Source organism: Pseudomonas sp. G5001 (assembly GCF_013385475.1).
Lineage (GTDB): Bacteria > Pseudomonadota > Gammaproteobacteria > Pseudomonadales > Pseudomonadaceae > Aquipseudomonas.
Genome location: NZ_JACAPZ010000017.1, coordinates 414,892 through 441,860, shown reverse-complemented (window position 1 = coordinate 441,860; position 26,969 = coordinate 414,892). Strand labels below are relative to the sequence as shown.

General features: G+C 58.3%; 27 protein-coding genes. 21 read left to right on the top strand and 6 right to left on the bottom strand.

Going from position 1 to position 26,969, the window contains the following annotated elements:
- Nucleotides 1-147: 147 nt before the first annotated feature.
- Nucleotides 148-1,236 (bottom strand): LLM class flavin-dependent oxidoreductase, encoded by a 1,089-nt coding sequence (locus tag HX805_RS17145; protein WP_177081433.1) that lies wholly within the window; start codon nt 1,234-1,236, stop codon nt 148-150.
- Between the two features lie 250 nt (nt 1,237-1,486).
- On the opposite strand from HX805_RS17145, the gene HX805_RS17140 reads away from it, so the two are divergent.
- The 4 genes from HX805_RS17140 to HX805_RS17125 all read left to right on the top strand — a co-directional run bounded on the left by HX805_RS17140 (nt 1,487) and on the right by HX805_RS17125 (nt 4,794).
- Entirely contained in the window at nt 1,487-2,350 is an 864-nt protein-coding gene (locus HX805_RS17140; protein ID WP_003211316.1) for an ABC transporter permease, read from the top strand.
- 1 nt (nt 2,351) lies between these two features.
- A complete protein-coding gene (locus HX805_RS17135; protein WP_177022026.1) occupies nt 2,352-3,119 on the top strand; it encodes an ABC transporter ATP-binding protein in 768 nt (255 codons plus the stop codon).
- Complete coding sequence (locus HX805_RS17130; protein ID WP_177081434.1) at nt 3,112-4,101, top strand: ABC transporter substrate-binding protein; 990 nt, start codon at nt 3,112-3,114, stop codon at nt 4,099-4,101. The genes HX805_RS17135 and HX805_RS17130 overlap by 8 nt, the downstream gene beginning before the upstream one ends.
- Before the next feature lie 69 nt (nt 4,102-4,170).
- On the top strand, nt 4,171-4,794 hold the full coding sequence (locus HX805_RS17125) for a hypothetical protein (protein WP_177049728.1): 624 nt from the start codon (nt 4,171-4,173) through the stop codon (nt 4,792-4,794).
- Here the strand turns inward: HX805_RS17125 and HX805_RS17120 are convergent.
- The 3 genes from HX805_RS17120 to rfaH all read right to left on the bottom strand — a co-directional run bounded on the left by HX805_RS17120 (nt 4,746) and on the right by rfaH (nt 6,028).
- Nucleotides 4,746-5,093 (bottom strand): hypothetical protein, encoded by a 348-nt coding sequence (locus HX805_RS17120; protein ID WP_134326346.1) that lies wholly within the window; start codon nt 5,091-5,093, stop codon nt 4,746-4,748. The genes HX805_RS17125 and HX805_RS17120 overlap by 49 nt on opposite strands.
- A complete protein-coding gene (locus tag HX805_RS17115; RefSeq protein WP_023658750.1) occupies nt 5,090-5,398 on the bottom strand; it encodes a hypothetical protein in 309 nt (102 codons plus the stop codon). Before HX805_RS17115 ends, HX805_RS17120 begins: the two co-directional genes overlap by 4 nt.
- A 120-nt stretch (nt 5,399-5,518) precedes the next feature.
- Complete coding sequence (gene rfaH / locus HX805_RS17110; RefSeq protein WP_003211330.1) at nt 5,519-6,028, bottom strand: transcription/translation regulatory transformer protein RfaH; 510 nt, start codon at nt 6,026-6,028, stop codon at nt 5,519-5,521.
- 232 nt (nt 6,029-6,260) lie between these two features.
- Between rfaH and HX805_RS17105 the strand changes: the two genes are divergently transcribed.
- The 17 genes from HX805_RS17105 (at nt 6,261) to HX805_RS17025 (ending at nt 24,374) form a co-directional block, all read left to right on the top strand.
- The gene (locus HX805_RS17105) at nt 6,261-6,701 is read left to right on the top strand and encodes a low molecular weight protein-tyrosine-phosphatase (RefSeq protein ID WP_032899408.1); all 441 of its coding nucleotides are present in this window, start codon (nt 6,261-6,263) and stop codon (nt 6,699-6,701) included.
- A 45-nt stretch (nt 6,702-6,746) separates the two neighbouring features.
- Nucleotides 6,747-8,975 carry a polysaccharide biosynthesis tyrosine autokinase gene (locus HX805_RS17100; RefSeq protein ID WP_087694218.1) on the top strand — a complete coding sequence of 743 codons (2,229 nt, stop codon included), beginning with the start codon at nt 6,747-6,749 and terminating at the stop codon, nt 8,973-8,975.
- A 105-nt stretch (nt 8,976-9,080) separates the two neighbouring features.
- On the top strand, nt 9,081-10,352 hold the full coding sequence (locus HX805_RS17095) for a DUF6369 family protein (RefSeq protein WP_134326347.1): 1,272 nt from the start codon (nt 9,081-9,083) through the stop codon (nt 10,350-10,352).
- On the top strand, nt 10,349-11,809 hold the full coding sequence (locus tag HX805_RS17090) for an oligosaccharide flippase family protein (protein ID WP_177022021.1): 1,461 nt from the start codon (nt 10,349-10,351) through the stop codon (nt 11,807-11,809). Before HX805_RS17095 ends, HX805_RS17090 begins: the two co-directional genes overlap by 4 nt.
- Nucleotides 11,806-12,957, top strand: coding sequence for a polysaccharide pyruvyl transferase family protein (locus HX805_RS17085; RefSeq protein WP_134326349.1), 1,152 nt, complete (start codon nt 11,806-11,808; stop codon nt 12,955-12,957). Before HX805_RS17090 ends, HX805_RS17085 begins: the two co-directional genes overlap by 4 nt.
- 18 nt (nt 12,958-12,975) lie before the next feature.
- A complete protein-coding gene (locus HX805_RS17080) occupies nt 12,976-13,821 on the top strand; it encodes a polysaccharide lyase (RefSeq protein WP_371132989.1) in 846 nt (281 codons plus the stop codon).
- Nucleotides 13,822-14,364 carry a DapH/DapD/GlmU-related protein gene (locus HX805_RS17075; RefSeq protein WP_087694222.1) on the top strand — a complete coding sequence of 181 codons (543 nt, stop codon included), beginning with the start codon at nt 13,822-13,824 and terminating at the stop codon, nt 14,362-14,364. It abuts the gene before it with no gap.
- 54 nt (nt 14,365-14,418) lie between these two features.
- Nucleotides 14,419-15,381: a hypothetical protein gene (locus HX805_RS17070; RefSeq protein ID WP_087694223.1), complete on the top strand. Its 963-nt coding sequence runs from the start codon at nt 14,419-14,421 to the stop codon at nt 15,379-15,381.
- Nucleotides 15,382-15,473: 92 nt separating this feature from the next.
- Nucleotides 15,474-15,872: a polysaccharide biosynthesis protein gene (locus tag HX805_RS17065; protein ID WP_003211350.1), complete on the top strand. Its 399-nt coding sequence runs from the start codon at nt 15,474-15,476 to the stop codon at nt 15,870-15,872.
- Nucleotides 15,873-16,349, top strand: a complete 477-nt coding sequence (locus tag HX805_RS17060; protein WP_003211352.1) for a glycosyltransferase — start codon at nt 15,873-15,875, stop codon at nt 16,347-16,349.
- Nucleotides 16,350-16,403: 54 nt separating this feature from the next.
- On the top strand, nt 16,404-17,831 hold the full coding sequence (locus tag HX805_RS17055; RefSeq protein ID WP_087694224.1) for a mannose-1-phosphate guanylyltransferase/mannose-6-phosphate isomerase: 1,428 nt from the start codon (nt 16,404-16,406) through the stop codon (nt 17,829-17,831).
- Nucleotides 17,832-17,843: 12 nt separating this feature from the next.
- On the top strand, nt 17,844-19,187 hold the full coding sequence (locus HX805_RS17050) for a UDP-glucose/GDP-mannose dehydrogenase family protein (protein WP_003211357.1): 1,344 nt from the start codon (nt 17,844-17,846) through the stop codon (nt 19,185-19,187).
- Between the two features lie 179 nt (nt 19,188-19,366).
- Nucleotides 19,367-19,651 (top strand): hypothetical protein, encoded by a 285-nt coding sequence (locus tag HX805_RS17045; RefSeq protein WP_003211359.1) that lies wholly within the window; start codon nt 19,367-19,369, stop codon nt 19,649-19,651.
- A gap of 85 nt (nt 19,652-19,736) precedes the next feature.
- Entirely contained in the window at nt 19,737-20,849 is a 1,113-nt protein-coding gene (locus tag HX805_RS17040) for a polysaccharide export protein (RefSeq protein WP_134326351.1), read from the top strand.
- 14 nt (nt 20,850-20,863) lie between these two features.
- Nucleotides 20,864-21,523: a YjbF family lipoprotein gene (locus tag HX805_RS17035; protein ID WP_032899416.1), complete on the top strand. Its 660-nt coding sequence runs from the start codon at nt 20,864-20,866 to the stop codon at nt 21,521-21,523.
- A complete protein-coding gene (locus HX805_RS17030; RefSeq protein ID WP_134326352.1) occupies nt 21,520-22,287 on the top strand; it encodes a capsule biosynthesis GfcC family protein in 768 nt (255 codons plus the stop codon). The genes HX805_RS17035 and HX805_RS17030 overlap by 4 nt, the downstream gene beginning before the upstream one ends.
- The gene (locus HX805_RS17025) at nt 22,284-24,374 is read left to right on the top strand and encodes a YjbH domain-containing protein (RefSeq protein WP_177022017.1); all 2,091 of its coding nucleotides are present in this window, start codon (nt 22,284-22,286) and stop codon (nt 24,372-24,374) included. The genes HX805_RS17030 and HX805_RS17025 overlap by 4 nt, the downstream gene beginning before the upstream one ends.
- 262 nt (nt 24,375-24,636) lie before the next feature.
- On the opposite strand, the gene HX805_RS17020 is transcribed toward HX805_RS17025, so the two are convergent.
- Nucleotides 24,637-26,031, bottom strand: a complete 1,395-nt coding sequence (locus tag HX805_RS17020) for an undecaprenyl-phosphate glucose phosphotransferase (protein WP_102368819.1) — start codon at nt 26,029-26,031, stop codon at nt 24,637-24,639.
- Between the two features lie 220 nt (nt 26,032-26,251).
- Nucleotides 26,252-26,941 carry a winged helix-turn-helix domain-containing protein gene (locus HX805_RS17015; RefSeq protein ID WP_003211376.1) on the bottom strand — a complete coding sequence of 230 codons (690 nt, stop codon included), beginning with the start codon at nt 26,939-26,941 and terminating at the stop codon, nt 26,252-26,254.
- Nucleotides 26,942-26,969: the final 28 nt, after the last annotated feature.

The following is a 26,969-nucleotide window of genomic DNA, read 5'->3' as shown; positions in this document are numbered from 1 at the left end:
GCGAGGCACCGAGTGGTGGGGCAAAGACCTTTTGGTTACTTTTGGCTGGGCCGGCATTCCGGGCGTTTGCCAAAAGTGACCCGCTGTAAGAGCGGAACCATAAGCCGCCGTTACCGAAGAAACGGATATGTACTCGGTCCCCCTCCCTCAGGCCACTTTTCCAGCCGCCTGGCGCTCCCGCTCAGCCACCAACTGCCGAGTCAGCGGAATCAGCCTCTTCCCGTAATCAATAGCATCATTCAGCGGATCAAACCCACGAATCAAAAACGTCGTGATACCCAGGTCGTAATAATCCAGCAACGCCTCGGCCACTTGATCGGCCGTACCCACCAGCGATGTAGAGTTACCCTGGGCCCCCAGCAACCCCGCAATCCCGGTCCACAACCGCTTATCCAACCGCGACCCCTGGGCCGCCGCCGCCAACAGCCGCCGCGACCCCTCATTCGGCGGTTCACGCCTCACAAACCCATTCTTCTCAGCCAACGCCGTCGCCTGCTCCAGGATGCGATCCGCACGCTCCCAAGCCAGCGCTTCAGTCTCTGCCAGAATCGGCCGCAACGACAAACTGAAGCGAACCGTACGCCCATGTTTGGCCGCCTCAGCCCGCACCTGGGCGACCACTTCCTTCACCTGCTCGTAGGTCTCACCCCACAGCGCATACACATCCGCATGCTTGCCCGCCACCGCAATGGCCGCCGCTGAAGACCCGCCAAAATACAACGGTATATGCGGCTGCTGTGGTGACTTCACCGTCGAAAACGCACCCTCGTACCGGTAGTAAGTGCCGTGATGGTCGAAGGGCTTTTCACTGGTCCATTCCTGCCGCACCACGCTCAAGTACTCGTCGGTGCGCGCATAACGCTCATCCTTGTCGATATGACTGCCATCGGCCCGCAGTTCACGGTCGTCGCCGCCGGTGATGATGTGCACCGCGGTGCGCCCGCCGTTGAACACATCCAGCGTGGCGAACTGCCGCGCAGCGAGGGTGGGTTGGACGAAGCCGGGCCGGTGGGCAATCAGGAACTGCAGCTTTTTCGTCACGCTGGCCGCATGGGCAGCGATCAACGTACTGTCCGGGCTGTTGGAATGGAAGGCCACCAGCGCGCGGTCGAAGCCGGCCTCTTCGTGGGCGCGGGCCACGGTCTCCACGTAGTCGGGCTGCAAGGTCGGGCCGCTGCGAGGGTGGATCTCGGAGGCGTGGTGGCCGCCGATATAGCCGATAAATTCGATGCTCATGGTCAGTCCTTGTTGAGGGCAGGAATAAAGCTGCTATCGAAAATAGGGGCCGCACCCGGGCCTGTAAAATGCCGATTGGTTCTATCCTAATTATAAAAATACAGAATCATAGTTTTAGATCGTTATCAGTAATGCGCATTTTAATCGTATTAGGTTATTCCCAAATAGAATTTCACTGAGGTTTTTTATGCGAATAGCATGAAACCGCAGCGGCGCTCCTGGCCGTGTTCTTGATGAGGAAGGAAGCCCGATGACTGAAAAGTCCCTTAACGCCAGTTCGTTTTCCGTCGACAAGGCCGAGGGTCAAGCCGGCGTTGCATCCCGCTTGATTCCGCGCTGGCTGCGCAACTGGCGCACCCCCGATGTGTTGCTGCGGCTGGTCAGCCCGATTGTGTTGCTGTTGCTGTGGGAACTGGCCTCCGAGCTGGGCTTGATCCCGGCACGGATCATCGCCGCGCCGTCTCAGATTGGCGGCACCCTGTGGGCAATGATCGTCTCCGGAGAGCTGGGCAAGCACCTGCTGGTGTCCCTGCAACGGGCGCTGCTGGGCTTGAGCATCGGCGTGAGTATCGGGGTGGTGGCCGCGTTGATCACCGGCCTGTCGAAGCGCGGCGAGGTAATCCTCGACTCACCGATGCAGATGCTGCGCACCATTCCTTCCCTGGCACTGGTGCCGTTGTTCATCCTCTGGTTTGGCATCGGCGAGTTCACCAAAATCGCACTTATCGTTACCGGCACCACCTTTCCGGTGTACCTCAACCTGTTCGCCGGCATCCGCAACATCGACCCCAAACTGATCGAGGCCGCCAACACCCTCGGCCTCAACCGTCGCGAGCTGATCTGGCACGTGATCCTGCCGGGCTCGTTGCCTTCGTTTTTTGTCGGCCTGCGCTATTCCCTGGGCATCTCCTGGCTGGCCCTGGTGTTTGTCGAGCAAATCAACACCACCGCCGGTATCGGCTACCTGGCCAGTGATGCGCGGGACTTCATGCGCACCGACGTGATCGTGATCTGCCTGTTGATCTATAGCGTGCTGGGCCTGCTGATCGACGGCTTGATCCGCACCCTGGAACGTTTTGCCCTGGCCTGGCGCCCATCGTTTGTGAGGAACTGACATGTCGATTCTCGAAGCTTCAACAGCACCGGTGCAGTTGCGCAATGTGGTGCGCCAGTTCGGCCAGCAGCGGGTCATCGACGGCCTGGACCTGGATATCGCCCCGGGGGAGTTCGTTGCGTTGCTGGGCGCCAGCGGGTCCGGCAAGACCACTTTGCTGCGCAGCCTCGCGGGCCTGGACAGCATCGACAGCGGCCAGTTGCGCGTGCCCAAGGCCCGGGCGGCGGTGTTCCAGGAGCCGCGCCTGATGCCGTGGAAGCGCGCCTGGAAAAACGTGATTCTCGGCCTGCGGGTTCCCGACGCCAAGGCCCGTGCGGTGCAGGCGTTGACGGAAGTCGGGCTGGCCCATCGGCTGGAGGCGTACCCGGCGACCCTCTCCGGCGGCGAGGCCCAGCGCGTGGCATTGGCCCGCGGCCTGGTGCGCGAGCCCAAGCTGCTGTTGCTCGACGAACCCTTCGCCGCGCTGGATGCGCTGACCCGCATCAAGATGCATCGCCTGATCACCGAACTCTGGCGCAAACACACGCCGGCCGTGTTGCTGGTGACCCACGACGTCGACGAAGCGATCCTGCTGGCCGACCGCGTGATCGTGCTGGCGGAGGGCAAGATTGCCGAGCAACTGCGCATCGACCTGCCCCGTGCACGGGATACCGGCCAGGACGGTTTCCAGGCGATTCGCGCCCGCTTGCTGAGCCTGTTGGGGGTTGAAGTGGACGCCCCGGCCGCCCAGCCTGCGAACGCCAGCGTCAGGCGGTTTGCCCATGGTTGAATTCAGAACCCTTTGCCTGTTGGCGGCTGCACTGCTGATGGGCGGCTGCGACAAAGCCGCTGAAGCGCCGAAGTCTGCATCGGATCTGTCGGGTGTGACCCTGATCCTCGGTGACCAGGCCAAGGGCTTGCGTACGGTGGTGGAGGCCGCCCACGCCCTGGATGGCATCGACTACAAGGTCCAGTGGGCCAACTTCCAGGGCGCCGCGCCGCTGTTCGAGGCCTTGCGCGCCGGCGCCGTGGACCTCGGCCCGGCCGGGGATACGCCGGTGCTGGCGGCTGCCACCGGAGGCACGCCGCTGCGTATCGTTGCGGTGCGCCGCAGTCAGGCGCGCAGCATTGCGATCCTGGTGCCGCCCGACTCACCGATCCACAGCGTGGCCGATCTGAAAGGACGCAATGTGGTGGTGTCATCGGCCCGTGGGAGCATTTCCCAGTACCTGCTGATCCGCGCCCTGGCGAATGCCGGCGTGGATGAAAAGGACGTCAACGTCGGCTTCGTGCTGCCCACCGATGCATTACCTGCGTTCAACGCCGGCAAGATCGAAGCCTGGGCGACCTTCGGGGTGTACCAGGCGTTCGCCGAACAGCAGGGCGCGCGGGTGCTGATCAGCGGGGAGGGCATCAATACCGGCCTGACGTTTATTACCGCGTCCGATGAAGTGCTCAGCGACCCGCTCAAGCGCCAGGCGTTGCGTGACGTTTTGCAGCGGTTCGCCAAGGCTTTTGAATGGGCGCAGCAGAACCCCGAGGAATACGCACGGGTGTTTGCCACGGTCAACGATATCCCGCTCAAGGTTTCACAGTTGCTGCGCACATGGGGTGATGAGTCGCTGCTGCCGGTAGAGGAGCGGGATGTGCAGGCGTTGCAGCAGGTGGATAATTTGTTTGTGGAAAAGAAGATTTTCCCGCACCGGGTAGAGGTACGGAAACTGACGGATACCGAGGTGTTTTCGCCGCAATCGCTGGCTGGCGCGCCCTGAAGTCGTTGTGTTTTGCCCGGACCTGAGGTCTCATGGGTCCGGGAAAAACTTGCGGGTAGGGAACAGCACTTGATACGGGAAGAACTGGCGCAATATGGCGGTATCACCGTCATGATTCCGGCCGCAGTGGTGATCGCCGTCTGGCTCTGGTATTCCCGGCCCCAGGCGGTCAAGTGGTGGCTGATGACCATCGCCTGCACCTATTCCATCGTGGCGTTCAGCAAGTTGCTGTTCAAGGGCTGGGGCGTGGCGCTCCAGCAGCTGGATATTGCGGTGCTCAGCGGTCACGCCATGAATACGTCGTTGATGGTGCCCGTGGCGATGAGCCTGGTGGCGCGCCGGGTCAACCCCGAGTGGCGCTGGCCCGCAGCTATCGCCGGGATGTTTATCGCCGGCTGGTTCAGTGCCTATTGCGTGGCACCCTATATTCACCCACTCAACGAAGCACTGGCCGGTGGCTTTTTGGGCGGCATGGCGGCACTGGCGTTTCTGTGGCGCCTTGAGGTGGTTGAAGTGCGGGTTTCCCCATCGTTGATCGGTGGGGGAATGGTGATCCTGTTGTTAAGTGCGATGGCACCCAAGTACAACGCCGAGAAGCTGCTCAACCATGTGGCAGTGGCCGTATCAGGTGCCGACCAGGCCCATCAGGAGCCTTCCTGGCGGGCCTCTTCCATGCAGTTGAACGCCGAGTAAGTGGCCAGGTCCAGGGCCAGGTTACTTTCCACCAGCAGCTCCAGCAGCACCGTCTGGCAATTGAAGCGCCGGGCATCGCCACGGCGCTGCGAACGCTTCATCTGCTTGAACAACGTGTCGGTTATGTCCTGCGGTGAGTTGCCGCGCAACTGATCCAGCCAGTGGGACATGATCCGGGTGTTGTGCGCATATTGCTCCGCCGGCAGTTGTTCGTGCGGTGCCAGGCCCACGAAACCTTCAAACGTGTTCGTCAGCCTTTTCAAGGCGTAGGCCCGTTTCAGATCCTCATAAATGCTCATGGCCGCTCCTCGGTGCAGGAAATATTCGCCAATAGTTCGGCCGTCTTCATTTGCATCAGGTGGCTGTCGCCGCGGCTCTCCACGCACAGGCAGATGGACAGGGGATTGCTCACCTGCAACTTGAAGCGCCAGTCGGCGAACACCATTGAAAGCCCGGTACAGGATTCGTCACTGTCCAGGGAATGGCCGGCGTATAACACCTGCATGCGTTCTACAACGGTGGTTGAACTATTAACCTTGACGTGAATGTTTCCCGAAGAAGGAAACAGGCCGATACGCTCTACCAATAGCTTTGAACTTTTCATGGCCGTCCCTCGCTGTTAATTCACGTATTACTTTATTCTCAAGAGGTGAAAAAGTAAGCGGATGTTATTTTTAGTCTGTTATTAAGTTGAATGTTATTTCTTGTCTGTTCAGCGCCGCTATCAGTCACTTCTTTGCACTCGGCTGATTTCTGCCAATGGCAAGTTGATGCGCTGTTCCCGTTGCAGGAAGTTCATCAGCAACACCACCCGTTCCTCACCGTCCATGGCCAGGAAGACCGCTTCAAGTTCGGCAAACGGCCCTTCATTGATGCGCACGCTTTCGCCGGGCTGCAACAGGGCGCTCACCACGGCCTGGTGGTCGCGCTCCTGGAGTTCGTCCACCAGCGTGTCGCTGATGGGCAACGGGTGCGCGCCGAATGCCACCACCCGCGACACACCGCGGGTCGAGCGCAGTGAGCTCCAGCTGTCCTGCTGGCTCATTTGAATAAACAGATAGCCGGGGAACAACGATTCACGGGTGGTCCTGCGCTGGCCCTTCAACAGCCGTTCGCGTTTATAGGTAGACCGGAAGCAGGTATAGCCCTGGCGCTGGAGGTGCTCCTCGGCGCGCTCGTCCTGCCGGGATTTGCACTGGACCAGGTACCAGGCTTTGTTGGCATTTGCGCTCATGGGCGTTCCTCTTCCTATATAAGACGATACGTGACAAGGCTGTAATTTAAAGCCGGTGGGGGTGACGAAGTAATGAATGTTATAAATTGTCGGGTTGAAGGCGGTGGTTGTTATTTTTCGTCCGGAGATAATTTTGGGGGAAGTAAGGGTTACGTGTTAATAAATACTGCCGTGAAGTAATGAAGTTGAAGAGGTTGCTTCATGGGGTAATGGATGGCCCGGGGATAGTGCCTTGTTTAAAAGAGTGTTGATTGTCTGTATTGGCAATATTTGCCGTAGTCCCACCGCGGAAAGTCTTTTGCGTGGCGCACTCCCGTGCTCCGATATCAAGATCAGTTCTGCAGGTATTGCCGCGTTGGTCGGCAAGCCGATTGAAACCACCGCCCGTGCGGTACTCGAAGCCCACGGTCATCCGGCCGACAAGCACCAGGCCACCCAGTTGGCGCCACAGGCGATCAGTGAAGCCGACCTGATCCTGGTCATGGAACGACAGCACATCAATGCCGTGCTCAGCATGGCGCCCGAGGCACGAGGCAAGGTCTTGCTGCTGGGCAAATGGCAAAACGAGCGAGAGATCAGCGACCCGTACCGTCAAGGCAAGGCCGCGTTTGTGCACGCTTATGCGTTGATCGAAGAGGCTGTAAACGCATGGGCGCAGCGTCTTGCACGCTGATCGCCACTACTTTTTGAATCGAAATAAAGGCTAAGAATCCGACTTATGCAGCAAACGCCAGCAGTCACCGTACAGGAAGACGATAACGGGGAGATTGATCTCCTCGGTCTGTTTGGAACACTGATCGACCATAAATGGCTGATCGCTGCGGTGACCGGTGCCTTTATGGTCACTGGCGCCGCCTATGCGGTGCTGGCAACCCCGGTCTACCAGGCGAATGCCCTGCTGCAGGTCGAAGCGAAAAAGAACGACTTGCTGGGCTTCTCGGACATCGGCGGGATGCTGGGCAAGGAGTCGCCGTCGGCCACCGAGATCGAGCTGATCCAGTCCCGCTACGTGATTGGCAAAACCGTCGACAACCTGAAACTCGATATCGTCGTACAGCCGATGTACTTCCCGGTAGTGGGTGAGTTCCTGGCGCGCCGCTTCCAGAAGGCCAACCCCGGTGCAATCGCCGAGCCGCTGCTGGGCCTGGACAGCTTCGCCTGGGGCGGCGAGTCGCTGAAGATCTTCAAGCTGGACCTGCCCGACGGGCAATTGGGCAAGAAGCTGACCCTGACCGTGGGTGAAAACGCGCACTACACCCTGGTGGATGAAGATGACCAGGTGCTGGCGGCCGGCGAGGCCGGGCAGCCGTTCGAGCAAAATGGCGTGGCATTCCAGATTGAAGAACTGCGCGCCAAGCCCGGCACGCGTTTCCGGGTGATCCGCAATGCGCGACTGACCAGCATCCTCGACTATCAGGAGAACCTGGATGTGGTCGAGCGAGGGAAGGAGTCGGGCATGATCGGCCTGGCGCTGGAAAGCACCGAGCCGGACCAAGCGATCAAAATCCTCAATCAGATCGCGGCGATCTACGTGCGGCAGAACGTGGAGCGCACCTCGGCTGAGGCGGCGCAAAGCCTGGCGTTTCTCAAGGAGCAACTGCCGGAGGTCAAGAAGGACCTGGAAAAAGCCGGGAAGGCCTTGAATGAATACCAGACCCGCAGCAAGTCGGTGGACATCACCCTGGAAACCAAGGCGATTCTCGACCAGATCGTGGGCCTCGATACCAGCATCTCCGAGCTGAAGCTGCAACAGGCCGAGATGGACCGCAAGTTCACCCGCCAGCATCCCGCGTATCGCGCATTGCTGACTCAGATCGGCGAGCTGACCAGCAAGCAGCAGAGCCTGGCGAGCCGGGTCGAGAGCCTGCCTTCCACCCAGCAGGAACTGCTGAGCCTCACCCGGGATGTCGAGGTCGGCACAGCCATTTACACCCAGTTGCTCAACAAGTCCCAGGAACTCGATGTGATGCGCGCGGGCACCGTGGGCAACGTGCGCCTGATCGACACCGCAGACGTCAATTTCTTCAAGCCGATCAAGCCGAAAAAGATCCTCATCGTGCTGATCGCGACGCTGCTGGGCGGCTTCCTGGCGGTGACGCTGGTGCTGCTGCGCAAGGCGCTGAACCGTGGCCTGGAAAGCCCCGAGGCCATCGAGCAACTGGGCTTGCCGGTGTACGCGTCGATTCCGTACAGCACGCTGCAAAAGGTCGAAGAAGACAAAATCACCCGCGGGCGTGGGCGTGCCGATGCCGGTTCTTCATTGCTGGCCATCAGTCACCCCACGGACCTGGCAGTGGAGGCCTTGCGCAGTTTGCGCACCAGTTTGCACTTCGCGATGCTCGAGGCGCCGAATAACCGGATCATGATTTCCGGCCCCAGCCCCGAGGTGGGTAAAACCTTTGTCTCGGTGAACCTGGCGGCCGTCATCGCGCAAACCGGGCAGCGCGTGTTGTTGATTGACGTGGATATGCGACGGGGCTACCTGCACAAAGTGCTGGGTGTGCCGGCCAAGGATGGGCTTTCCGACATCCTCTCCAATCAATGCACCCTTGAATCCGCCATCCACAAAACCGGCGTTGAAAACCTCGACATCATCAGCCGCGGGCAAATACCGCCGAATCCTTCCGAGCTGCTGATGCACCGCAACCTGACCGAGCTGTTGGCGCAGGTCAGCGAACGGTATGACCTGGTGATTCTGGATACGCCACCGCTCTTGGCCGTGACCGACGCAGCCATCGTGGGACGGCAATCGGGGACCAACCTGATCGTCACCCGCTATGGCTTGAACCCGGCAAAAGAGATCGAGCACACCATGCGCCGATTTGCCCAGAACGGCATCGTGCTCAGGGGCGCGATCTTCAACGGCGTTGAAAAGAAAGCGTCGGCCAAATATGGCTACGGCAACTACGGGTATTACCAGTACGAATACCAGGCTGATCGGAGCTGATTCACCACTGTAATTGCAGGATAGAGGTCACGTTTTCAGGAAATGAACGAAAAATCCTGGGGCGGTAGCGTGCCAAATTCAAATCAGCATAAAGAATACCCAGCCATGTTTTACCTGTTATCCCTTATCGCGCTGTCAGCGGGTTTGCTCGCGGCGAAAAATCCAAAATACTCAATCGTAGTGTTCGGGATAATGCTGGCTGTTATTCCCACGGGTAACTCCTACAGCGAAATAATCTCGCTCAAGGGTATCTACTTCTTTGACTTTTATATCGTGGGCGGGCTGGGCGCACTGCTGGTCCGGCAGGTGGCTACACAGAAGAAACAATTGACGGTACCGGGCGGCCTGCTATTTGGTTGCGGGCTGTATGTGGTGTTACTCGCCTGCGGCCTGCTGGAGTCCTCGAACAAGTACCTGTTGAAGGATGTTCGGCCTTTTATAATGATCCTGTCATTTATCGTGCTCTCGAACATCGCGACCCTTGCCGCAAAAACGCTGAAGTTGCAGACAGTGCTCCTGCTATTGATCGCGATGACCGCCTTCAATGTGCTGGACATTGCCTGGTTACGCTTGGGCTTGTACAAGTTTCAAGACGTCTACTATGAAGAAAACGCCTACCGCTACCTGGACGGCGGTACGTACGCCGCCGTGGCCTATCTGATTTATTACTTCATAGACCCACGGCTGTTCGAACACAGGAAAAAGCTCGCAAGCATTTGCCTAGCCACGTCATTCATCTGTTTGTTCATTGCCAACTCTCGCTTCATCTTTGTCTCGGTGTTTGCGGCGATCATCATCCACCAATACACCCGGCCGGCCCGCATGATAGGCGTTGCCCTGGCCGGGGCGGTGGTGCTGATGGCGTTCATTGGCATCAGCAATATGATCGGGGCTGATCGAATCAATGATGGTTTGTCGTCCGAAGGCATGGCCGCCCAATTGGCCACGCGCTTCAGCCCGGCGCTGGAGTTGATCCGCGGCATGAACCCGCTGCATTACTTTGTGGGACTGGGCGCGGGCACGCCGTTCGAGATTCCCTGGTTCGAGTACCGTGGCCTCGATGACAAGAACTCGAATATCGACAGTGCCTACCTAACCTACTTCGTTAAGTACGGGCTGATCGGCGTGTACTTGCTGTACGTGTTCATTACCTCGATTACCCAGCACATGAACAGCCGGGTGGCGGTTTCGATCGCCATCTTTCTGGGGGTGATGTTCGTTGTCTCGGCCACGCCTTATCAGCCGTACGCCATCGGTATCGCGTATGGCGCGATTGTGCTGCGGGTCTGTTCCGAACACACCGCCAGGCAACGCAAAAAGACCCTCAAGCCTGGCCAGCCGCTGATAACCACACCCTTGCAGGTGAATGCCGGATGAACAGCACACTGTTGAAAAAGTTCGTGTCCAGTACGGCATGGAGTTTCGTTTCTGCCGTGGCCACCAAAGTGTCGGTGGTCATCACCGGCATCCTGGTTGCCCGGGTATTGGGTGCGCAATCGTTTGGCGAGTATGGCTTGATCCAGAGCGCGATTGTGATGCTTGCCAACGTCGCCGCCCAAGCCACCACCACGGCGACGGCCAAGCATATCGGGCAGTTCAAGGAGACCTGTCCCGAGAAGACCGGCAGGGGCATCGCGCTGACGCTGCTGTTCTCGGTTGTGTTCAGCGGGATGATCATCGGGACAGCGCTGTTTTTCCCGCACTTTTTCTCCAGCGTTATCCTGGGGGCAGACAGCCTCAGCGCTGCATCGCTGATCGTATTGAGCACCATCACGTTGATTATCCTGTCGGGATGGACCCAGGGCTGCCTGACCGGTTGGGGCCAATACCGGACAATCGCGACCATCAACGGAATCATTGCGATTGTCGCGATTCCGGCGACGTACTTCCTGACCCTGCAGTTCCGACTCAACGGTGCGCTGCTGGGCTTGGCCGGTTCTCAATTGCTGATCGTGTTCTTCAGCGCACTGGCCTGCTGGAAGACATTGAAGGCCCGAAATACCACGCTGAGTTTCAAAGGTGCAATGACTGAAAAGCACGCAGTGCTGTCGGTTGGCCTGCCGGTATTGCTGACGGGGTTGATGGTCGCCCCGATGAACTGGTTCGCCAACAAGTTGCTGGCGGAAACAACTAACGGCCTTGCCGCATTGGGCATGTACGCCGCCGCGATGCAATGGAACGCGATCTTTTCCCATGTTTCCGTGGTGTTGGGCTCTGTGCTGGTGCCGATGCTGGCCGCCGCGCTGGGCGGTAAAAGCCGCAAGTTGGACGCCTTGAACTTTCTGTCGGGCTGGCTGGTGGTGTTGGTGATCATACAGCCGGTGATCATGTTCCCCGAGTTGCTGGCCAAACTGTATGGCAGCAGTTTCCTGGGGCGGGATTTTGAAGTGACATTAGTCCTGGTAATCCTGGGTTCGCTGCTCAGTGCATTCAAGTCCGGTATTTCAAGAAAAATGATCGTGATGAACCTGGCCTGGTTCAGTGTGATGAGTAACATTCTATGGGGAGTGTTATTCATTGCCGGAGCACTGTGGCTTCGGGAAGAAGGTGCAATCGGGATTGCCAAGGCATTTATCGGTTCGCAGTTTATTCACTTCCTGCTGGGACTGCCGTATTTCGTCTACAAGAAGATATTACCTCTGGAGTTGCTCGTATCTCCCAGGATCCTGATCTTGTGGACATTGCCTCTCATCAGTTTCATATCAAGCGCCTACGTCGAAAGTGTGCTGTATCGATTGATGATCATGGCGCTGATATTTATCTACATTCTCGCAACAACGTTTGCCTTGAATGCCGTGTTTAATGACCCCGTGGAAAATGGAAGCCCAGCATGAATGTCAGCAAAGTATATATCCGGGGGGCATACGGTCCTGGTAATTTGGGTGATGACGTATTAATGCTATGCGTGATCAATATTCTGAAAAAACGCTTTAAGGAATCGGATATAGCGGTGGGTGTCGATCATCCGCAGATCGCCAGGAACTTCAACCCGCGTATCAAGTGGCTGCACATCAAGGAGCCGGTCAAGGCTGACCTGGTGGTGTTGGGCGGTGGGGGCCAGTTCTTCTCGTTTATCCCACCGGCCAAAGAGGCGGCTGCCAACAAAGGCATCGTGGCGAAGCTGTGCAAGAGCATCAAGGCGCAGACCGACCTGAAGTCCACGCTTCTGCGTTTGTATGTCGGGTTGCGCGGTGGTGTCGACAGGATCTATTTCCACCGGCGCCTGGCAGCGTTCTGCATTGGCCTGGGCCCCTTCGATGGCGGCGGCAAGCTGCTGACCCGCGCCGTCAGCGTGATCAATCGCTGTGACTACATTTCCGTGCGGGACGGTACCAGCCAGCAGCATTGCAAGGCCTTCGGAAAGTCCGACGTCGAGGTGTACACCGACCCCAGCCTGCTTTCCGACCTGTGGATCTCCAGCAAAGACCTGGAGGTCGGCAGCCTCAAGAAGGGCAAGTACCTGTCCTTCATCCTGCGCGACTGGCCCCATGACGCGAACGGGCAACAGTTCATCAAGGCGATGGTCCAGGCCGCGGATGAGCTCGCCAAGCGTGGCGAGCAGGTACGCCTGGTCTCGCTGTACAAGGAACGTGACCAGCACCTGATCGACAAGTACCACACGTTCGAATGGTTGTGCTGGGACGCGGCGGGCGATACGCCAGAAACCTTCATGGCGAAACTGATCGTCGAGTCCGACGTGATCATCAGCGCCCGTGCACACGGTGTACTGCTGCCGGCTTCCCTGGGCTTTCCCACCATCGCGGTTGAAATCGAAAACAAGCTGAAAAAAGTCCATGAAATGCTGCCGCAGGGCACCCGGCTGGTCAGCACCCCAGACCCTGAGGTGATCAAGGCCACCATCAGCGAATTCCGGCAATCCAAGGCGCAAATGGCCGAGCACCTCAAGCAGGAGATCGCCCAGCGTTCTTCCCTTGCGCAAAAAGCGGTCGACGATTTTTTGAAATGGGTCGATGAAAAATAAAGTGGAGGGGCAACCGACGTGAAAAAGACAGCCTCGACGCTACTCATTGTGGCGTGCGCCCTGCAGGTGGCTGCCAGCGGCGCATCTGAGTTGAACGACCGTTGCGAGCCAGGCATCAAGAACATCTACCCGTCACTGCCGGACGTTTCGCAGATGGCCGACGGGCCCCAGGCGCAAAGCAGCATAAAGGGCAGGGCCAATCTGACGAACAAGGCCTACAGCCAAAAGATCAAGGACATTGCCGTGCATTTTCCGGCCGGCTCCTATGACCCGGGTTCGATGGTGCGCCTCGGGTTGCCCTACGGCGGCATTGAATTCAAATCCCCACTGCCGCAACCGGGCAGGGAATGCCTGGTACTGACCTATGAGTTGAAGTTCGACAGGAATTTCGACTTTGTAAAAGGCGGCAAGCTCCCGGGCCTCTACGGTGGCACCGGCAATACGGGCGGCAAGATACCGAACGGCCATGACGGCTTTTCCACGCGCTACATCTGGAAAGAAAAGGGCGCCGGCGCCATTTACGCGTATTTGCCCACCAGTAAAACCTGGGGCACGGCAGTCGGGTTGGGTTCCTGGATCTTTACGGTGGGGCAATGGCACAGGTTGGAGCAACTGGTGAAGTTGAATACGCCGGGGCAGGCCGACGGTGTGATTTCCATTTGGTACGACAACCAGCTGGTGCACTCGGAAACCGGGCTGACGTTTAGAGACACGCCGGAGATCACCATCGACGGCTTGCTATTTTCGACGTTCTTCGGTGGCAATAACCCGTCTTTCGCCACGCCGGTGAGTACCAATATCCGCTTCAGGAATTTTGTGATGAGTTCACAGCGCGTAACGGATACTTCAGGGCAGGGCGAGTAGATGAAGAACCTGAAACTGAACATCAAGAAGGCCGCTGTTGCGCTGTTCAATACGCTGCTCAGCCTGGCGTTGTTTTTCAATCTGCGACGCGCGTTGCTCCGGGCAACCGGATGCCGGGTGGGCGCCCGGACCACGATCCACCGCAACGTGGTGTTTTTCTCCTTCGGCAACTTCTCGGTCGGGAAAAACTGCACGGTCAATTACGACTGCTACCTGGATAATCGGGCGGGCATCCGCATCGGCGACAACGTCAATATTTCCCATAACACCCGGGTTTATACGCTGGGCCACGATATCGATGACCCCATGAGTTGCCTGGTGGGGAAGCCGGTGTTGATTGAAGACAATGCCTGGATCTTTCCCAATGTGATGGTGATGCCAGGCGTCACCATCGGAACAGGCGCGGTTGTTTATCCGGGCAGTGTGGTCACGCGCAACGTTGCAGCGTATTCGATCGTGGGTGGCAATCCGGCCAAACATATCCGCTTCAGAAACAACACCATTCGATACAACGCCGACTTTCCGATCTGGTTTGCAGTGTAAGCAATCTCACTGGCCCCACCTTTATTTATGCAGGACTCTGAAGTGAAATCATTAATGATTGCATGGATTGGCTATCAACGACGCGCCGATACCATGAAGCAATACTGGGCGTATGACATTCTGCATCTGCCCAACCAGTTCAAGAAGAAATCCGCGCGGCCGCTGGATTACTTGATCAAGTCGTTTAAAACCCTGAAGACCCTGTTGGCCGGTTCGCCTGACGTGCTATGGGTGCAGTTGCCGCCGAGCCCGGTATTGCATATAGCACTGGCCTACAAGTTTATATTCAACCGGCGGCTGAAGATTATCGCCGATGCCCACAACAGCCTGTTGCGCAAACAATGGATAGGCTTTCCGGGCACGGTAGCGCTGTTGAATAGAATCGATGCCGTCGTCGTTCATAATTTTAAAGTCAAAGAAGAGTTGGCCGGCCTGGGCGTCAAGGACACCAATATCTTTATCCTGGAAGACTTGCCGTGTGACTTTCACGCGGCGCCCGCCAGTGAGCGCGAGACACCCTATGTACTGTTTCCGTGCTCGTTTGATATCGATGAACCGATCGAGATCGTGATCAACGCCGCCCGGGAAATGCCCGGTGTCGACTTCCTGATCACCGGCAAGCATCAGGGCAAGCTCTCCGAGGAGCTCGTGGCGTCACTCCCCGAGAACATCAAGCTGACCGGCTTCCTCAGCAAGGCGACCTTTGAACAGCTGCTGTGCCACGCGAATGTGGTGCTCGGCCTGACCACCCGCGACAACGTTCAGCTGAGCGTGGCCAACGAAGCGGTCAGCGCCGGCAGGCCGATGGCGCTTTCGAATACCACGGTACTGCGCTCGTTGTTTTCCGAGGCGGCGGTGTTTGTCGACACCCTGGACCCGCTGTCCATCAAGGCCGGCGTCGCGCAGCTCATCGCCAATCAAGAAACCTATAAAGAGAAATCGGCCTTGCTCAAAGCCAAGCGAATAACCCGCTGGAAAGGCCAGGCCCAACTGTTAAGAACTGCCGCCACTATTTAATGATGTCTATTACACCTGACAGGAAGGGAACCGTCATGAGTCAATCAAGTGATGTTTTATTGATTTGTTCTGGAGGTGGGCACTGGGTACAAATGAGCAAGTTGCTGCCTGCCTTCGACGGTCAAAAAGTTACCATCGCCACCGTGGATATCAGCATTGGCTCGCAGTATCCAACCCATGCCTTCGCGCAAGTCCCGGACTTTAATCGCAGTGAACCGTTGAAGATCATCAAGGGCTTTTGCCAGATCTTTGCGATCGTTTACCGCAGCAAGGCCAGGTACGTGATCTCCACCGGGGCGGCACCGGGGTTGCTGGGGCTGGTCGCGGGAAAACTCATGGGCAAAAAGACCCTGTGGATCGACAGCATTGCCAATCCCAAGAAGCTCTCGTTGTCCGGCAGGATCGCTGTGTATTTTGTCGATGAGTTGCTGACCCAGTGGCCCACGCTGTCGCAAAACAGCCGCGCCCAATATAAAGGGAGGATTGTATAAATGATATTTTGCAGCGTTGGCACTCAAGCACCCTTTGAAAGAATGCTCGGCTACTTGCATGAGTGGAGTCATGCAAACCCGCAGGTCCCGATTGTTGCCCAGGTAGGCAATAACGAAAATGACCTGGGGCGCATTACGGCTTACAAGACCATCGCCGAGCCGCTGTTTTCCAAGAACTTCAATGCGTCAAAGGTGATTGTTTCCCATGCGGGCATGGGCAATATCATTCGCTCCCTTGAACTGGGCAAACCGATTGTTATTGTCCCGCGCGACAGTCGGCGCGGTGAACACATCAATAATCACCAGTACGACACCGCCGAAAACTTTTCAGACCTTCCCTCTGTGTTTATCGCCCATGATAAAGATGCGTTCTTTTCGGCGATTGATTCGGCGCTTAACTACAGCAGTGCCGAAAGTTCACTGGACTTTACCGAAAGGGACCGCTTGATCAGTTATGTGAAGTCATTCACTTCTTAAGTTTCGGCTGTTTGTCAATCCGCTCTTATTGCCTTTAATCATCGAGTAATCGTTATGATCCCAGTTATATTGTCTGGCGGTTCAGGCACGCGCCTGTGGCCGCTTTCCAGAGCGCTTAAACCAAAGCAGTTTATTGCGCTGCACGGTGACTTGAGTTTGTTTCAAGCCACCCTGGATCGCATCAAGAACCTGTCGATAGAGGGCGAGACCGTCAGCCCGCCGATCATTGTGTGCAACGAAGAACACCGTTTCATCGTGGCCGAGCAAAGTCGATCACTGGACGTGATCCCGCAGAAAATCCTCCTTGAGCCGACCGCCCGCAACACCGCCCCGGCGATTGCGGCGGCAACCCTGTCGGCGCTGGCGGATGGGGACGATCCGATCCTGCTGGTGCTGGCGGCGGACCATGTGATCGGCGATACCCAAGCGTTTAATGCGGCCTTGACGCTGGCCAAGGTGGAAGTCAACAAAGGCAAGATCGTCACCTTCGGGGTTGTGCCCACCAAACCGGAGACCGGCTACGGCTATATCCGTACTCAAGAGGCTGCGGTGGACGGCGCCGCGCATGTCGATGCCTTCGTGGAAAAGCCCGACCTGGCGACCGCGCAAGGCTACCTGGAACAAGGCAACTACTTCTGGAACAGCGGCATGTTCATGTTCCGCGCCTCGGTGATGAAGGCCGAGCTGGAGCGCCTGAGCCCGGAGATCATGGTGGCCGCAGAACTGTCCCTCTCCAACGCGGCCCATGACCAGGATTTCACCCGGCTCAGCCAGGTGGATTTTGTGAACGCGCCCAACGTGTCGATCGATTACGCGGTGATGGAAAAGACCGACATCGCGTCGGTGGTCATCCTCGATTCGCCGTGGAGCGACCTGGGTGCCTGGGACTCAGTGTGGGAAGCGGGCCTCAAGGATCAGAACCAGAACTGCACCCAGGGTGACGTGCTGCTGCAGGACGTCACCAACAGCTATGTGCATGCCAGCCATCGCCTGGTCACGGTTGCAGGGATCAATGATGTGGTGGTCGTCGAGACCGCCGACGCGATTTTGGTGACCACCAAGGACCACGCGCAAGACGTCAAGAAAATAGTCGCGCAGCTGACTGAAAAGCACCGGATCGAGAGCACCAGCCACCGCGAAGTCTATCGGCCGTGGGGCAAATATGACTCGGTGGACCAGGGCTATCGGTACCAGGTGAAGCGGATCACGGTGAAGCCGGGGCACAAGCTGTCGGTGCAACTGCACCACCACCGGGCCGAGCACTGGATCGTGGTGTCCGGCACCGCGAATGTGCAAATCGCCGACAAGCAAGTGCTGCTGACCGAGAACCAGTCCACCTACATCCCCATTGGCGTTGTGCACTCCCTCGAAAACCCGGGGCGAATCCCGCTGGAGCTGATTGAAGTCCAATCGGGCTCGTACCTGGGCGAGGACGACATCATCCGCTTTGAAGACCGCTATGGCCGCCTCGAGCTTGTTTAAAGGAAGATTGAAATGAATGTAACTGTATTTGGAATCGGCTATGTGGGTCTTGTGCAGGCAGCGGTGCTGGCCGACGCGGGGCATGAGGTGTGTTGTGTCGACGTGGACGCGACTAAAGTCGAGAACCTCAAGGCCGGCATTATTCCGATCTTTGAGCCCGGGCTGAGTGCGCTCGTCCAGAAGAACCATGATGCCGGACGCTTGCACTTCACCACCGACGCCGCGCAAGGCGTGCGGCATGGAGAGGTGCAGTTCATCGCCGTGGGCACCCCGCCTGATGACGATGGCAGCGCAGACATCAAGTACGTGCTCTCCGTTGCCGCGACCATTGCGCTCAACATGACCGAGCCGAAGATTATCGTTAACAAGTCCACGGTGCCGGTGGGGACGGCGGACAAGGTCCGGGCGAAGGTGTCCGAGGTGTTGACGTCGCGGGGGCTCGAGGTGGAGTTCCACGTGATCTCGAACCCCGAGTTCCTCAAAGAAGGTTCGGCGGTCGCCGACTGCACCCGGCCCGACCGGATCATCATCGGCAGCGACAGCAGTTACGCCGTGGACCGCATGCGGGAGCTGTATGAACCCTTCAACCGCAACCACGAAAAGATCATCACGATGGACATCAGGAGTGCCGAGCTGACCAAGTACGCGGCCAACTGCCTGCTGGCCACCAAGATTTCCTTCATGAATGAAATGGCCAATTTCGCCGAACGCTTGGGCGCCGACATTGAGGCGGTTCGTAAAGGCATTGGCTCCGATCCACGGATCGGCTACGACTTTATCTACCCAGGCTGCGGTTATGGCGGCTCGTGCTTCCCGAAAGATGTGCAGGCGCTGGAGCGCACCGCGTCGTCGATCGGCTATCAGGCAACGCTGTTGTCTGCCGTCGAGGAAGTCAACAAGCGCCAGAAGCAGCACCTGTTCGGGCATATTCACCACCACTTCGGCGGCCAGCTGGAGGGCAAGACCTTCGCCATCTGGGGCCTGGCCTTCAAGCCCAATACGGATGACATGCGCGAAGCCTCGAGCCGCGTGTTGATCGAACAACTGCGCAGCGTGGGTGCCCGGGTCCAGGCATTCGACCCTGAAGCGATGGCCGAGACCCAGCGCATTTACGGGATGAACGAAGACCTGTTGCTGATGGGCACCAAGGAAGCGGCGTTGCAAGGTGCCGATGCGCTGGTGATCGTGACCGAATGGCGGGAGTTCAAGGCCCCGGACCTGGACTTGATAAAAGAAAAACTGAGCACGCCGGTGATCTTTGACGGCCGCAATATATTTGATCCGCAGCGTATGAAAGCCAATGGTTTCGAGTATTACGGTATTGGTCGCGGGTTATCGGTACGCCCCGTTGTTTAATCCTGACGATTATTAACATTGGTGGTTTGAGCTATCCACAAGTGAGATGATTTCGAGGAGGTTAAGTGCGTGATCCAACAGGATCTTTGCGCAGTTTGCATAGCCTGTTTATCTCCGTTCCATCACTACGCCCTTATTGCATTATTTGATAAGGGGTAAATATCGAGAAGGAGTCTGATATGAGGAAAATACTGTTGGCCGGCGTGCTGGCCTTTAGCAGTACTGCGGCATTGGCGGCAGGTGAAGTCGCGAGCGAGGCCTTGAGCGATGCGGCCGGCGCGAGCGAGCCCCTGTCGTTGAGCACCCCGCTCGTGGGCGGCGTGACGCTCGGTGAAACCGTCGGGGTCGGTACCGCGGTAGTCGGCGCTGCGGCGGCGGCTTCCAACTCGGGCGGCAGTTCCAATGGCGGTACTTCCGGCACCGGCGGCACCACCGGTACAGGCGGTACCACCGGTACCAACTAATAACCCGCAATGTGTGTTGTTCAAGATCACCCGGAACTTCTGGGTGATCTTTTTTAGACTCGCCCTCGACTAGCGTAGTGCCATTATGATTCGTAGGTTACCTGTTCTTTTGCTGGCAAGTTTCAGCTTGCACGGCTGCATGTTTTCGCCTGGTCAACATATGGACACCAGTCAAATGTCCAGTGAGGGTTCTCCCGAAAGTACTCGGGTAGAGTTGATTCCCATCACCCCCAAATTGATTGCCATGGATGCCGCCACGCATGTTCGTGAATCGGTGCCGGCGGAACTGTTGTCTTATGTGCCCGGTGGCTATCGCGTCGGTGCCAATGACCTGTTGTTTATCACGGTTTGGGACCATCCCGAGTTGACGGCACCGTCCGGGCCGCAACAGCAGATCGACGCCAACGGGCGCCTGGTTCGCCCCGATGGCACGTTGTTTTATCCGTATATCGGCAACGTCCCGGTGGCCGGCAAGACCATCGAAGAGCTGCGGGCCTTTATCGCCGGGCGCTTGTCGCAATTTATTGAAAGCCCACAGGTCGACGTCAGCGTCCTGCGGTTTGCCAGCCAGACAGTGGTGGTGACCGGGGCGGTGATCAAGGCCGGGCAACAGCCGATCACCACCACGCCATTGAGCGCCGTCGAGGCCATTGGGGCCGCCGGTGTCGACCCCACGAATGCCGACCTTTCGAGCCTGACCCTGACGCGCGACGGCCGTGAGTACACGCTTGACCTGGACAGCCTCAATCGCCAGGGCTCGCAACTGCAGGGCATCTACCTCAAGGGCGGCGACCGGTTGTACCTGCCCTATAACGACCAGAAACGTGTCTACCTGATGGGCGAAGTCAATCAGCCCCGGGCCCTGAGCTTCAAGGGCAAGTCGATCAACCTGACCGATGCCCTGGGTACCGTAGGCGGCTTGAACCAGACCACTTCCAATGGCAATGCGGTCTATGTGATTCGCGGCGTGGACAACCTGGAAGCCGAACCGGCCAAGGTGTTCCAACTCGATGCCCAATCACCTTCCGCGCTGGTGCTGGCCACCCGGTTCGACTTGCAACCCCAGGACATCGTGTACGTCGGGCCGGCCGGCGTGACGCGCTGGAACCGCCTGATCAGCCAGTTGCTGCCGACGGCCAGTGCCATTGGGATTGGTGCCCGATCGGCCAATGACCTCAGTGAAGTCAACAGCAGATAAGGCGTTATCCCGTGGTGAAAATGTTGCCTACCAGCGCCTGCCTGTCGATGGCGCTCTTGTTGTGCGGGTGTAACCCGTTGATGAGGGCGTCGTGGTACACCCTCGAAACTTCTGTGACGGGCCCGGCCCCGATCAACGTGACCCGCGCCCAGGTCGACGCGGTGCCATACCCGCAGATCCTGGTCACCACCGCCGTCAGCGAGGGCGTGATGGCCATGGCCCGGCGCCGGGGCGACCTGCAGTTCTGGGTCGCTTCCGGCAAGCAAGTGGTGATGATGCGTGACGGCCTGGTGGTACGCACTGTCGGGCTGGGTGTTTCCCTGGATGGCACGCGTTTCAGTGGCGAATCGCCGTTCAAGCGCGGGCTCCAGCATCTGCCCGACGGTTACACCGGCACACGCTGGATCGACCTCTACGACGGCAACCGAATCGGTATCGCGGTCAACAGCCGTTTCAGCAGCCACGGTATCGAGACCCTCCGCATTCTGGACAAGGATTACGCCTTGCTGCGCATCGACGAGCAGGTGGACGCTCCCACCTTGAATTTCCGCGCCACCAACCATTATTGGGTCGACCCGCAGGATGGTTTCATCTGGCGCAGCGAGCAGCATTTGACGCCCCGGTTGGCCCTGAAAATCGTGCAGTTGCGTCCCGACCGGGAGGCAGCCCGATGAAGTGTTCGAAGCTTTTATGGCTGGGCCTGTTGCTGATCGGCCCCGGCACTGGCCAGGCGGCCGTTACAGTCAGTGGCGATGTGCGCAGCCCTGGCGCCTTCGAGGTCAAGCCGGGGGCGCGTTTGCTGGACGTTATTCGTGTGGCCCAACCCAATGCAGAAAGCTACTGGTTGGGCGCCGCGTGGCTGCACCAGTCGTTGGTGAGCACGCAGGAACGCTTGAAGGCAGGGGTTTTGTTCGATCTGAAACTGCTGCAACGAGGGGCCTTGCTGGATGACCGTGGCTCCCGGGCGGACTTGAGTGCGCGTCTGTATCGACAGGTCGAACAGTTGCCGGTCACCGGCCGCCAGGTGCAAGTGCTGGACCCGATCGCCGTGGAGACGGGGTTCGCGCGCAACGCATTGCTGGATGACGGGGACCGGCTGGTCTACCCCGTGAGGCCGTCCACCGTGCAGGTGCTCGGGGCGGTCGCGCAGTCCTGTGATGTGCCGTACCGGGCCATGCGCGAGGTGCGGGATTATGTTGGCGACTGCACGGTCCTCGATGACGCCGAGCGCGATGACCTGTGGCTGATCCAGCCCGACGGCCAGGTACGGCGCGTGGGCGTGGCGGCGTGGAATCGCGAGGACGGCGTGGTGGCGGCCCCCGGCAGCAGGATCCTGGTGCCGATCCGCAGCGACGACCTTGAGACGCCGACCCCTGATCTCAACCAACAACTGGCCGAGTTTTTCGCCACTCAACCGTTGGCTGAGGTGAACCCTTGAATTTACGTTTTGCGGCTGTACTGCTGTTGCCTTGCGGGTTGGCTCACGGTGACCCCCGTTACACCCAAAATGATTTCGGCGGCGTGGGCCTGCTACAGACCCCCACCGCACGCATGGCCCCGGCGGGAGAGTTGAGCGCCAACGCCAACCGCACCGATCCCTACTCGCGCTACAGCTTTTCCCTGCAACCGTTTGATTGGCTGGAGGGTTCGTTTCGTTATACCGCCATCAGCAACCGCAGGTACGGCGCCGAGGCGTTGAGCGGAAGCCAGAGCTTCAAGGACAAGGCCATCGACTTCAAGGCGCGGCTCTGGGAGGAAAGCCGGTGGGCACCGCAGGTGGCTTTCGGTGCCCGGGACATCGGCGGTACCGGGCTGTTTTCCAGCGAATACTTTGTCGCCAACAAGCGCCACGGCAACCTGGATTTCAGCCTAGGCATCGCCTGGGGCTACCTGGGAAACCGAGGCGACTTCGGCAACCCGCTGTCGGTGTTCGGCAGCAAGTTCAACGACCGGCCCAAGAGCACTGCGGTCGTCGCCAGGGCAGGGGACGTGAACTCCAACGCCTATTTCAGGGGCCGCCCTTCGTTGTTCGGCGGGATCGCCTATCAAACGCCCTGGGAACCCCTGAGCCTGAAACTCGAATACGAGGGCAATGACTACAAGCACGAGCCGTTGGACAACCCGATCAAGCAGGACTCGCCGGTAAACATTGGCGTGGTCTATAAGCTGGCTGACAGCGTCGACCTGAGTGCGGCCTGGGAACGCGGGAATACCGCGATGTTCGGCATCACCCTGCACACCAACTTTGTCAGCCGCAAGGCACCGGTCAAGACCTATGACCCGCCCGCCGAACCGTTGCCGGCGCGCATGCCCACCACCCCGGCCGACCAGGTCAACTGGGCCAACGTCGCCGACAGGCTGCAGCAGAATGCCGGCTACAAGGTGGAGCGCATTGCCCGGCGCGGCTCGGAATTGATGGTGTATGGCGAGCAGCAACGCTACTTCTATTCAGCCAAGGCCGTGGGACGCGCCAGCCGGATTCTCGACAACAGCGCCAATCAGGATATCGACTGGTTCACCCTGGTGAACAAGCGCTATGACATGCCCATCGAAGAAACCAGCGTGCCCCGTGCCACCTTCCGCGCCGTGGTGAACAACCAGCAACCGTTGACGGACCTGCACCGTAATACCGAGGTCAATCCGGCGGTTGCCCATCGGGAAACCACGCTCTACAGCAGACAATCCGAGCCGTTCAACTATGGCCTCGGCCTGGGTTACAAGCAGAACATCGGTGGCCCCGACGGCTTGCTTTATCAGTTCACTGCCGACGCCGACGCGGAGTACCGTTTTACCCGCAATACCTGGTGGAGCGGCTTGCTCAGCGCCAACCTGCTGAACAACTACGACAAGTTCACCTACGACGCACCCAGCGGGTTGCCGCGAGTACGCACCGACCTGCGCCAATACATGACCACGTCCGATGTGACGATGCCGAACTTCCAGGTCAACCATGCGCAGCGCCTGGACCGCGACCTGTATGGCATGGTCTACGGCGGCTACCTGGAGTCCATGTACGCCGGGGTGGGCGGCGAGGTGTTGTTCCGGCCGGCGGGCAAGCACTGGTCAGTGGGCGCAGACATGAACTTCGTGCGCCAGCGTGATTTCAACCAGGGCTTCGGCCTGCGGGATTACCAGACCATCACCGGCCATGTCACCAGCTATACCGAGCTGCCCTATGACACCCTGGCCGCCGTCAGTGTGGGGCGTTACCTGGCGCGGGACTGGGGCACCACCGTCGACATCTCGCGCCAGTTCAAGAACGGCGTGAAGTTTGGTGGCTGGGTGACGCTGACCACCGCCTCGAAGGAAGAATATGGCGAAGGCAGCTTCGACAAGGGTATCTATATTTCCGTCCCCTTCGACGAATTGATGAGCACCTCGACGATGCGTCGGGCCAACGTCGTATGGGCGCCACTGACCCGTGACGGCGGCGCACGCCTGAACCGCGGCTATTCGCTGCAGACCATGACCGACGGGCGTGACAGCGAGTTGTTCTACAACAACTTCGAGAAGATCACTGAGTGACGGTGCGGCATCTGCCGACCAGGTTGTCGACTGCCCGGCGTTGAATGCGCCGGGCAGTCGCCACGCCGAACGCTACAGCGCCAGGTGCAATGCCGGCGCGCAACACTTGCCTGACTTTCCTCTTTGATGACTATGCGAATGGCCCGGGCCGGGCGTTGCTGTGGGCGCTATCGTTGCGCCTTGCGGGGAGTGGTGGCGGGGAGGGCGCAAAGCGCGCCTGGTGCCCCGCGCCGCCGATGCAGCGGCACGGGGAAGGGCGGGGTCAGTAGATGTCTTTGGACAGCAGGGTAAACGGCGTCTTGAACAGGATCTTGATGTCCAGCCACAGCGACCAGTTGTTGATATAGCGCAGGTCGATATCGACGCGTTGCTGCATCTTCTCCAGGGTCTCGGTTTCACCCCGGCAGCCATTGACCTGCGCCAGGCCGGTGATGCCGGGCTTGATGCGATGCCGCGCCATGTACGCGCGAATCTTGCCCGAGTAGTAGTCATTGTGGGCGACGGCATGCGGGCGTGGGCCGACCAGTGCCATATGCCCTTGCAGCACGTTGAACAGCTGGGGCAGCTCGTCGATGGAGGTGCGGCGGATAAAGCGCCCTACGGGGGTAATGCGTGAGTCGTTGCGGCTCGCCTGGCGCACTTCGTGGTCGTCATGCACGCGCATCGAGCGGAACTTCCAGACCTTGATCACCTCGCCGTTCCAGCCGTGACGATCCTGCTTGAAAATTACCGGGCCGGGAGAGGTGAGTTTGATCAGCAGGGCGAACAGCAGCAGCAACGGGCTGAGCAGGAGGATCGCCAACAGGGCCAGGCTCTTGTCCAGCAGCGACTTGCTCAGTGCGGCGGTCGGCCGGCTGGTCAGCGGGCTTTCATTGAGGAAGATCGCGGGCAATCCATCCACCTCGGCCACGCTGTGGTTGAGCAGCAGCATGTTGTTGAGGTCGGGCACCCAGATCACGTCCACGCTGATCTCCAGCAGGTTGAGGTACAGCGCCTCGATGTGGGTCGCTTCCTGGAGAGAGTGAGTGATGTACAGGCGGCGGATACCGTGCTGGCGGATCAGCGCGGGAAGATCGGGCAAGTCACCGAGGATCTGAGGCTGGGTGCCGGCCTGGGGGGAGGTGGTGCGGGGACCTACGAGACCGACCAGAGGGGAGCGTTTTTGCCTGGCGAGAGTATTGGCCAAGTCGGTTGCAAGTTTTCCCGTACCAATAATCAGCGATTTCTGGCGCTCATGTAGTTGCCGGTGGTAGTACCTGGATAGACTGTGAATGGGAATGTAGCAAAGGGCTAGTATTGGATAGCTGACAGCAGCCCAGAGTAGCAGGATCTCGAAGGGAAACAGCGAACTGGCATTACAGGCTATGCCGACCGCGAACAATATGCCCAGGGTCAATAACCAGCCGGTGAATAATCGTCCCAGCCCAACAAAAAAGTCATCTTTTTTGCTATAGACGTCACATAACATGTAGGCCGGTATAGAGGCCAGTATTGTAATGGCTGCCAATATCCGGTAATGGGATTCCAATTGCCCGGTCTTGAAAAGTACCAGTGAAAACAAAAGTACAACGACCACACTCAGGGCAATTGCCCACTGTCCCCAAAAGGTCAGGCCTTTGGGTGTAAGGTTACGATGCATTCTTCTGTTGTTAAGCATACTTCTGCTCCCTGTGGTATCCACTCACGTGCTGGCAGGTTAAAGCGAGGCGTGGTTTTAATGACTATCAAATGGCAGGCGCACGCGTAGGCGTGCGTATTGATAGTAATAAATGGCAGGGAGCAATGGCTGACGACTTATAACGCGGTCATGTTGTTATAAAATGGCAGATAGAAAGGCGTTCTAATAGGCAGGGTGAATTGTAATTTTTATGAAATAATTATTGTTCTGTGACGTTCGCGCGACTGCTCAGCGGGCTTTTTATTTTTTGTGTCAGGCAGTAGCCACGGTTACGCACCGCGCGGAACAGGCGTTCGCCATCATTCACGCGCTTGAACTTGTCCTGCAATCGGCTAAGGCACATTTCAAGCCCGCGATAGAGGTCGGGCTCACGTCCGATGTTGCGGATAAGTTCTTCCTTGCTGACCACACGTTCTTCATGGTTCAACATTTTCTTGATCAATGCCGACTCAATAGTGGTCAAGGAAATGCGTAGCCCACCTTTCACCAGCGCACGATCTTGCTGGGTAAGTAGCCAGACATCGGGGCCGCGTAATGCAGAGGATGAGTTAACTGTTTCCGCGGTGGTGTTATTCAGGTCCGTGTGTGTGACGTCTGATTTTAGAGCCGTGATGTTAGGTTTTTTTGATGCGTCGTAAAGTTGTCGGGTCAGCCGATTACTGGCTTCGTAAAGTCTTTTGGCGGCGACATAGTTACTGAGCCACAGATTGAAATTCTGCTCTTTGGTAACGGCGTAGGAACTGGTCGAAGCGTCCGATGTTTTTTCCACGGTTTCGATCAGCGGCCCGCTGTCGACGTCGTAATGTAAAAATGCCACATTTGGCGTGAAATCGTGCAGTGCGATTGACGGGTACGTCGATGTAAATGTGTGTTTCTTGAGAGAACTCATGGCATTCACCGATTCCAGGAAAGTACGG

Bases quoted from the DNA above. Each gene is read 5' to 3' on its own strand.
- HX805_RS17145 (WP_177081433.1), bottom strand. From the start codon at position 1,236: ATGAGCATCGAATTTATCGGCTATATCGGCGGCCACCACGCCTCCGAG.
- HX805_RS17140 (WP_003211316.1), top strand. From the start codon at position 1,487: ATGACTGAAAAGTCCCTTAACGCCAGTTCGTTTTCCGTCGACAAGGCC.
- HX805_RS17135 (WP_177022026.1), top strand. From the start codon at position 2,352: ATGTCGATTCTCGAAGCTTCAACAGCACCGGTGCAGTTGCGCAATGTG.
- HX805_RS17130 (WP_177081434.1), top strand. From the start codon at position 3,112: ATGGTTGAATTCAGAACCCTTTGCCTGTTGGCGGCTGCACTGCTGATG.
- HX805_RS17120 (WP_134326346.1), bottom strand. From the start codon at position 5,093: ATGAGCATTTATGAGGATCTGAAACGGGCCTACGCCTTGAAAAGGCTG.
- HX805_RS17115 (WP_023658750.1), bottom strand. From the start codon at position 5,398: ATGAAAAGTTCAAAGCTATTGGTAGAGCGTATCGGCCTGTTTCCTTCT.
- rfaH (WP_003211330.1), bottom strand. From the start codon at position 6,028: ATGAGCGCAAATGCCAACAAAGCCTGGTACCTGGTCCAGTGCAAATCC.
- HX805_RS17100 (WP_087694218.1), top strand. From the start codon at position 6,747: ATGCAGCAAACGCCAGCAGTCACCGTACAGGAAGACGATAACGGGGAG.
- HX805_RS17095 (WP_134326347.1), top strand. From the start codon at position 9,081: ATGTTTTACCTGTTATCCCTTATCGCGCTGTCAGCGGGTTTGCTCGCG.
- HX805_RS17090 (WP_177022021.1), top strand. From the start codon at position 10,349: ATGAACAGCACACTGTTGAAAAAGTTCGTGTCCAGTACGGCATGGAGT.
- HX805_RS17085 (WP_134326349.1), top strand. From the start codon at position 11,806: ATGAATGTCAGCAAAGTATATATCCGGGGGGCATACGGTCCTGGTAAT.
- HX805_RS17075 (WP_087694222.1), top strand. From the start codon at position 13,822: ATGAAGAACCTGAAACTGAACATCAAGAAGGCCGCTGTTGCGCTGTTC.
- HX805_RS17070 (WP_087694223.1), top strand. From the start codon at position 14,419: ATGATTGCATGGATTGGCTATCAACGACGCGCCGATACCATGAAGCAA.
- HX805_RS17065 (WP_003211350.1), top strand. From the start codon at position 15,474: ATGAGCAAGTTGCTGCCTGCCTTCGACGGTCAAAAAGTTACCATCGCC.
- HX805_RS17060 (WP_003211352.1), top strand. From the start codon at position 15,873: ATGATATTTTGCAGCGTTGGCACTCAAGCACCCTTTGAAAGAATGCTC.
- HX805_RS17055 (WP_087694224.1), top strand. From the start codon at position 16,404: ATGATCCCAGTTATATTGTCTGGCGGTTCAGGCACGCGCCTGTGGCCG.
- HX805_RS17050 (WP_003211357.1), top strand. From the start codon at position 17,844: ATGAATGTAACTGTATTTGGAATCGGCTATGTGGGTCTTGTGCAGGCA.
- HX805_RS17045 (WP_003211359.1), top strand. From the start codon at position 19,367: ATGAGGAAAATACTGTTGGCCGGCGTGCTGGCCTTTAGCAGTACTGCG.
- HX805_RS17040 (WP_134326351.1), top strand. From the start codon at position 19,737: ATGATTCGTAGGTTACCTGTTCTTTTGCTGGCAAGTTTCAGCTTGCAC.
- HX805_RS17030 (WP_134326352.1), top strand. From the start codon at position 21,520: ATGAAGTGTTCGAAGCTTTTATGGCTGGGCCTGTTGCTGATCGGCCCC.
- HX805_RS17020 (WP_102368819.1), bottom strand. From the start codon at position 26,031: ATGCTTAACAACAGAAGAATGCATCGTAACCTTACACCCAAAGGCCTG.
- HX805_RS17015 (WP_003211376.1), bottom strand. From the start codon at position 26,941: ATGAGTTCTCTCAAGAAACACACATTTACATCGACGTACCCGTCAATC.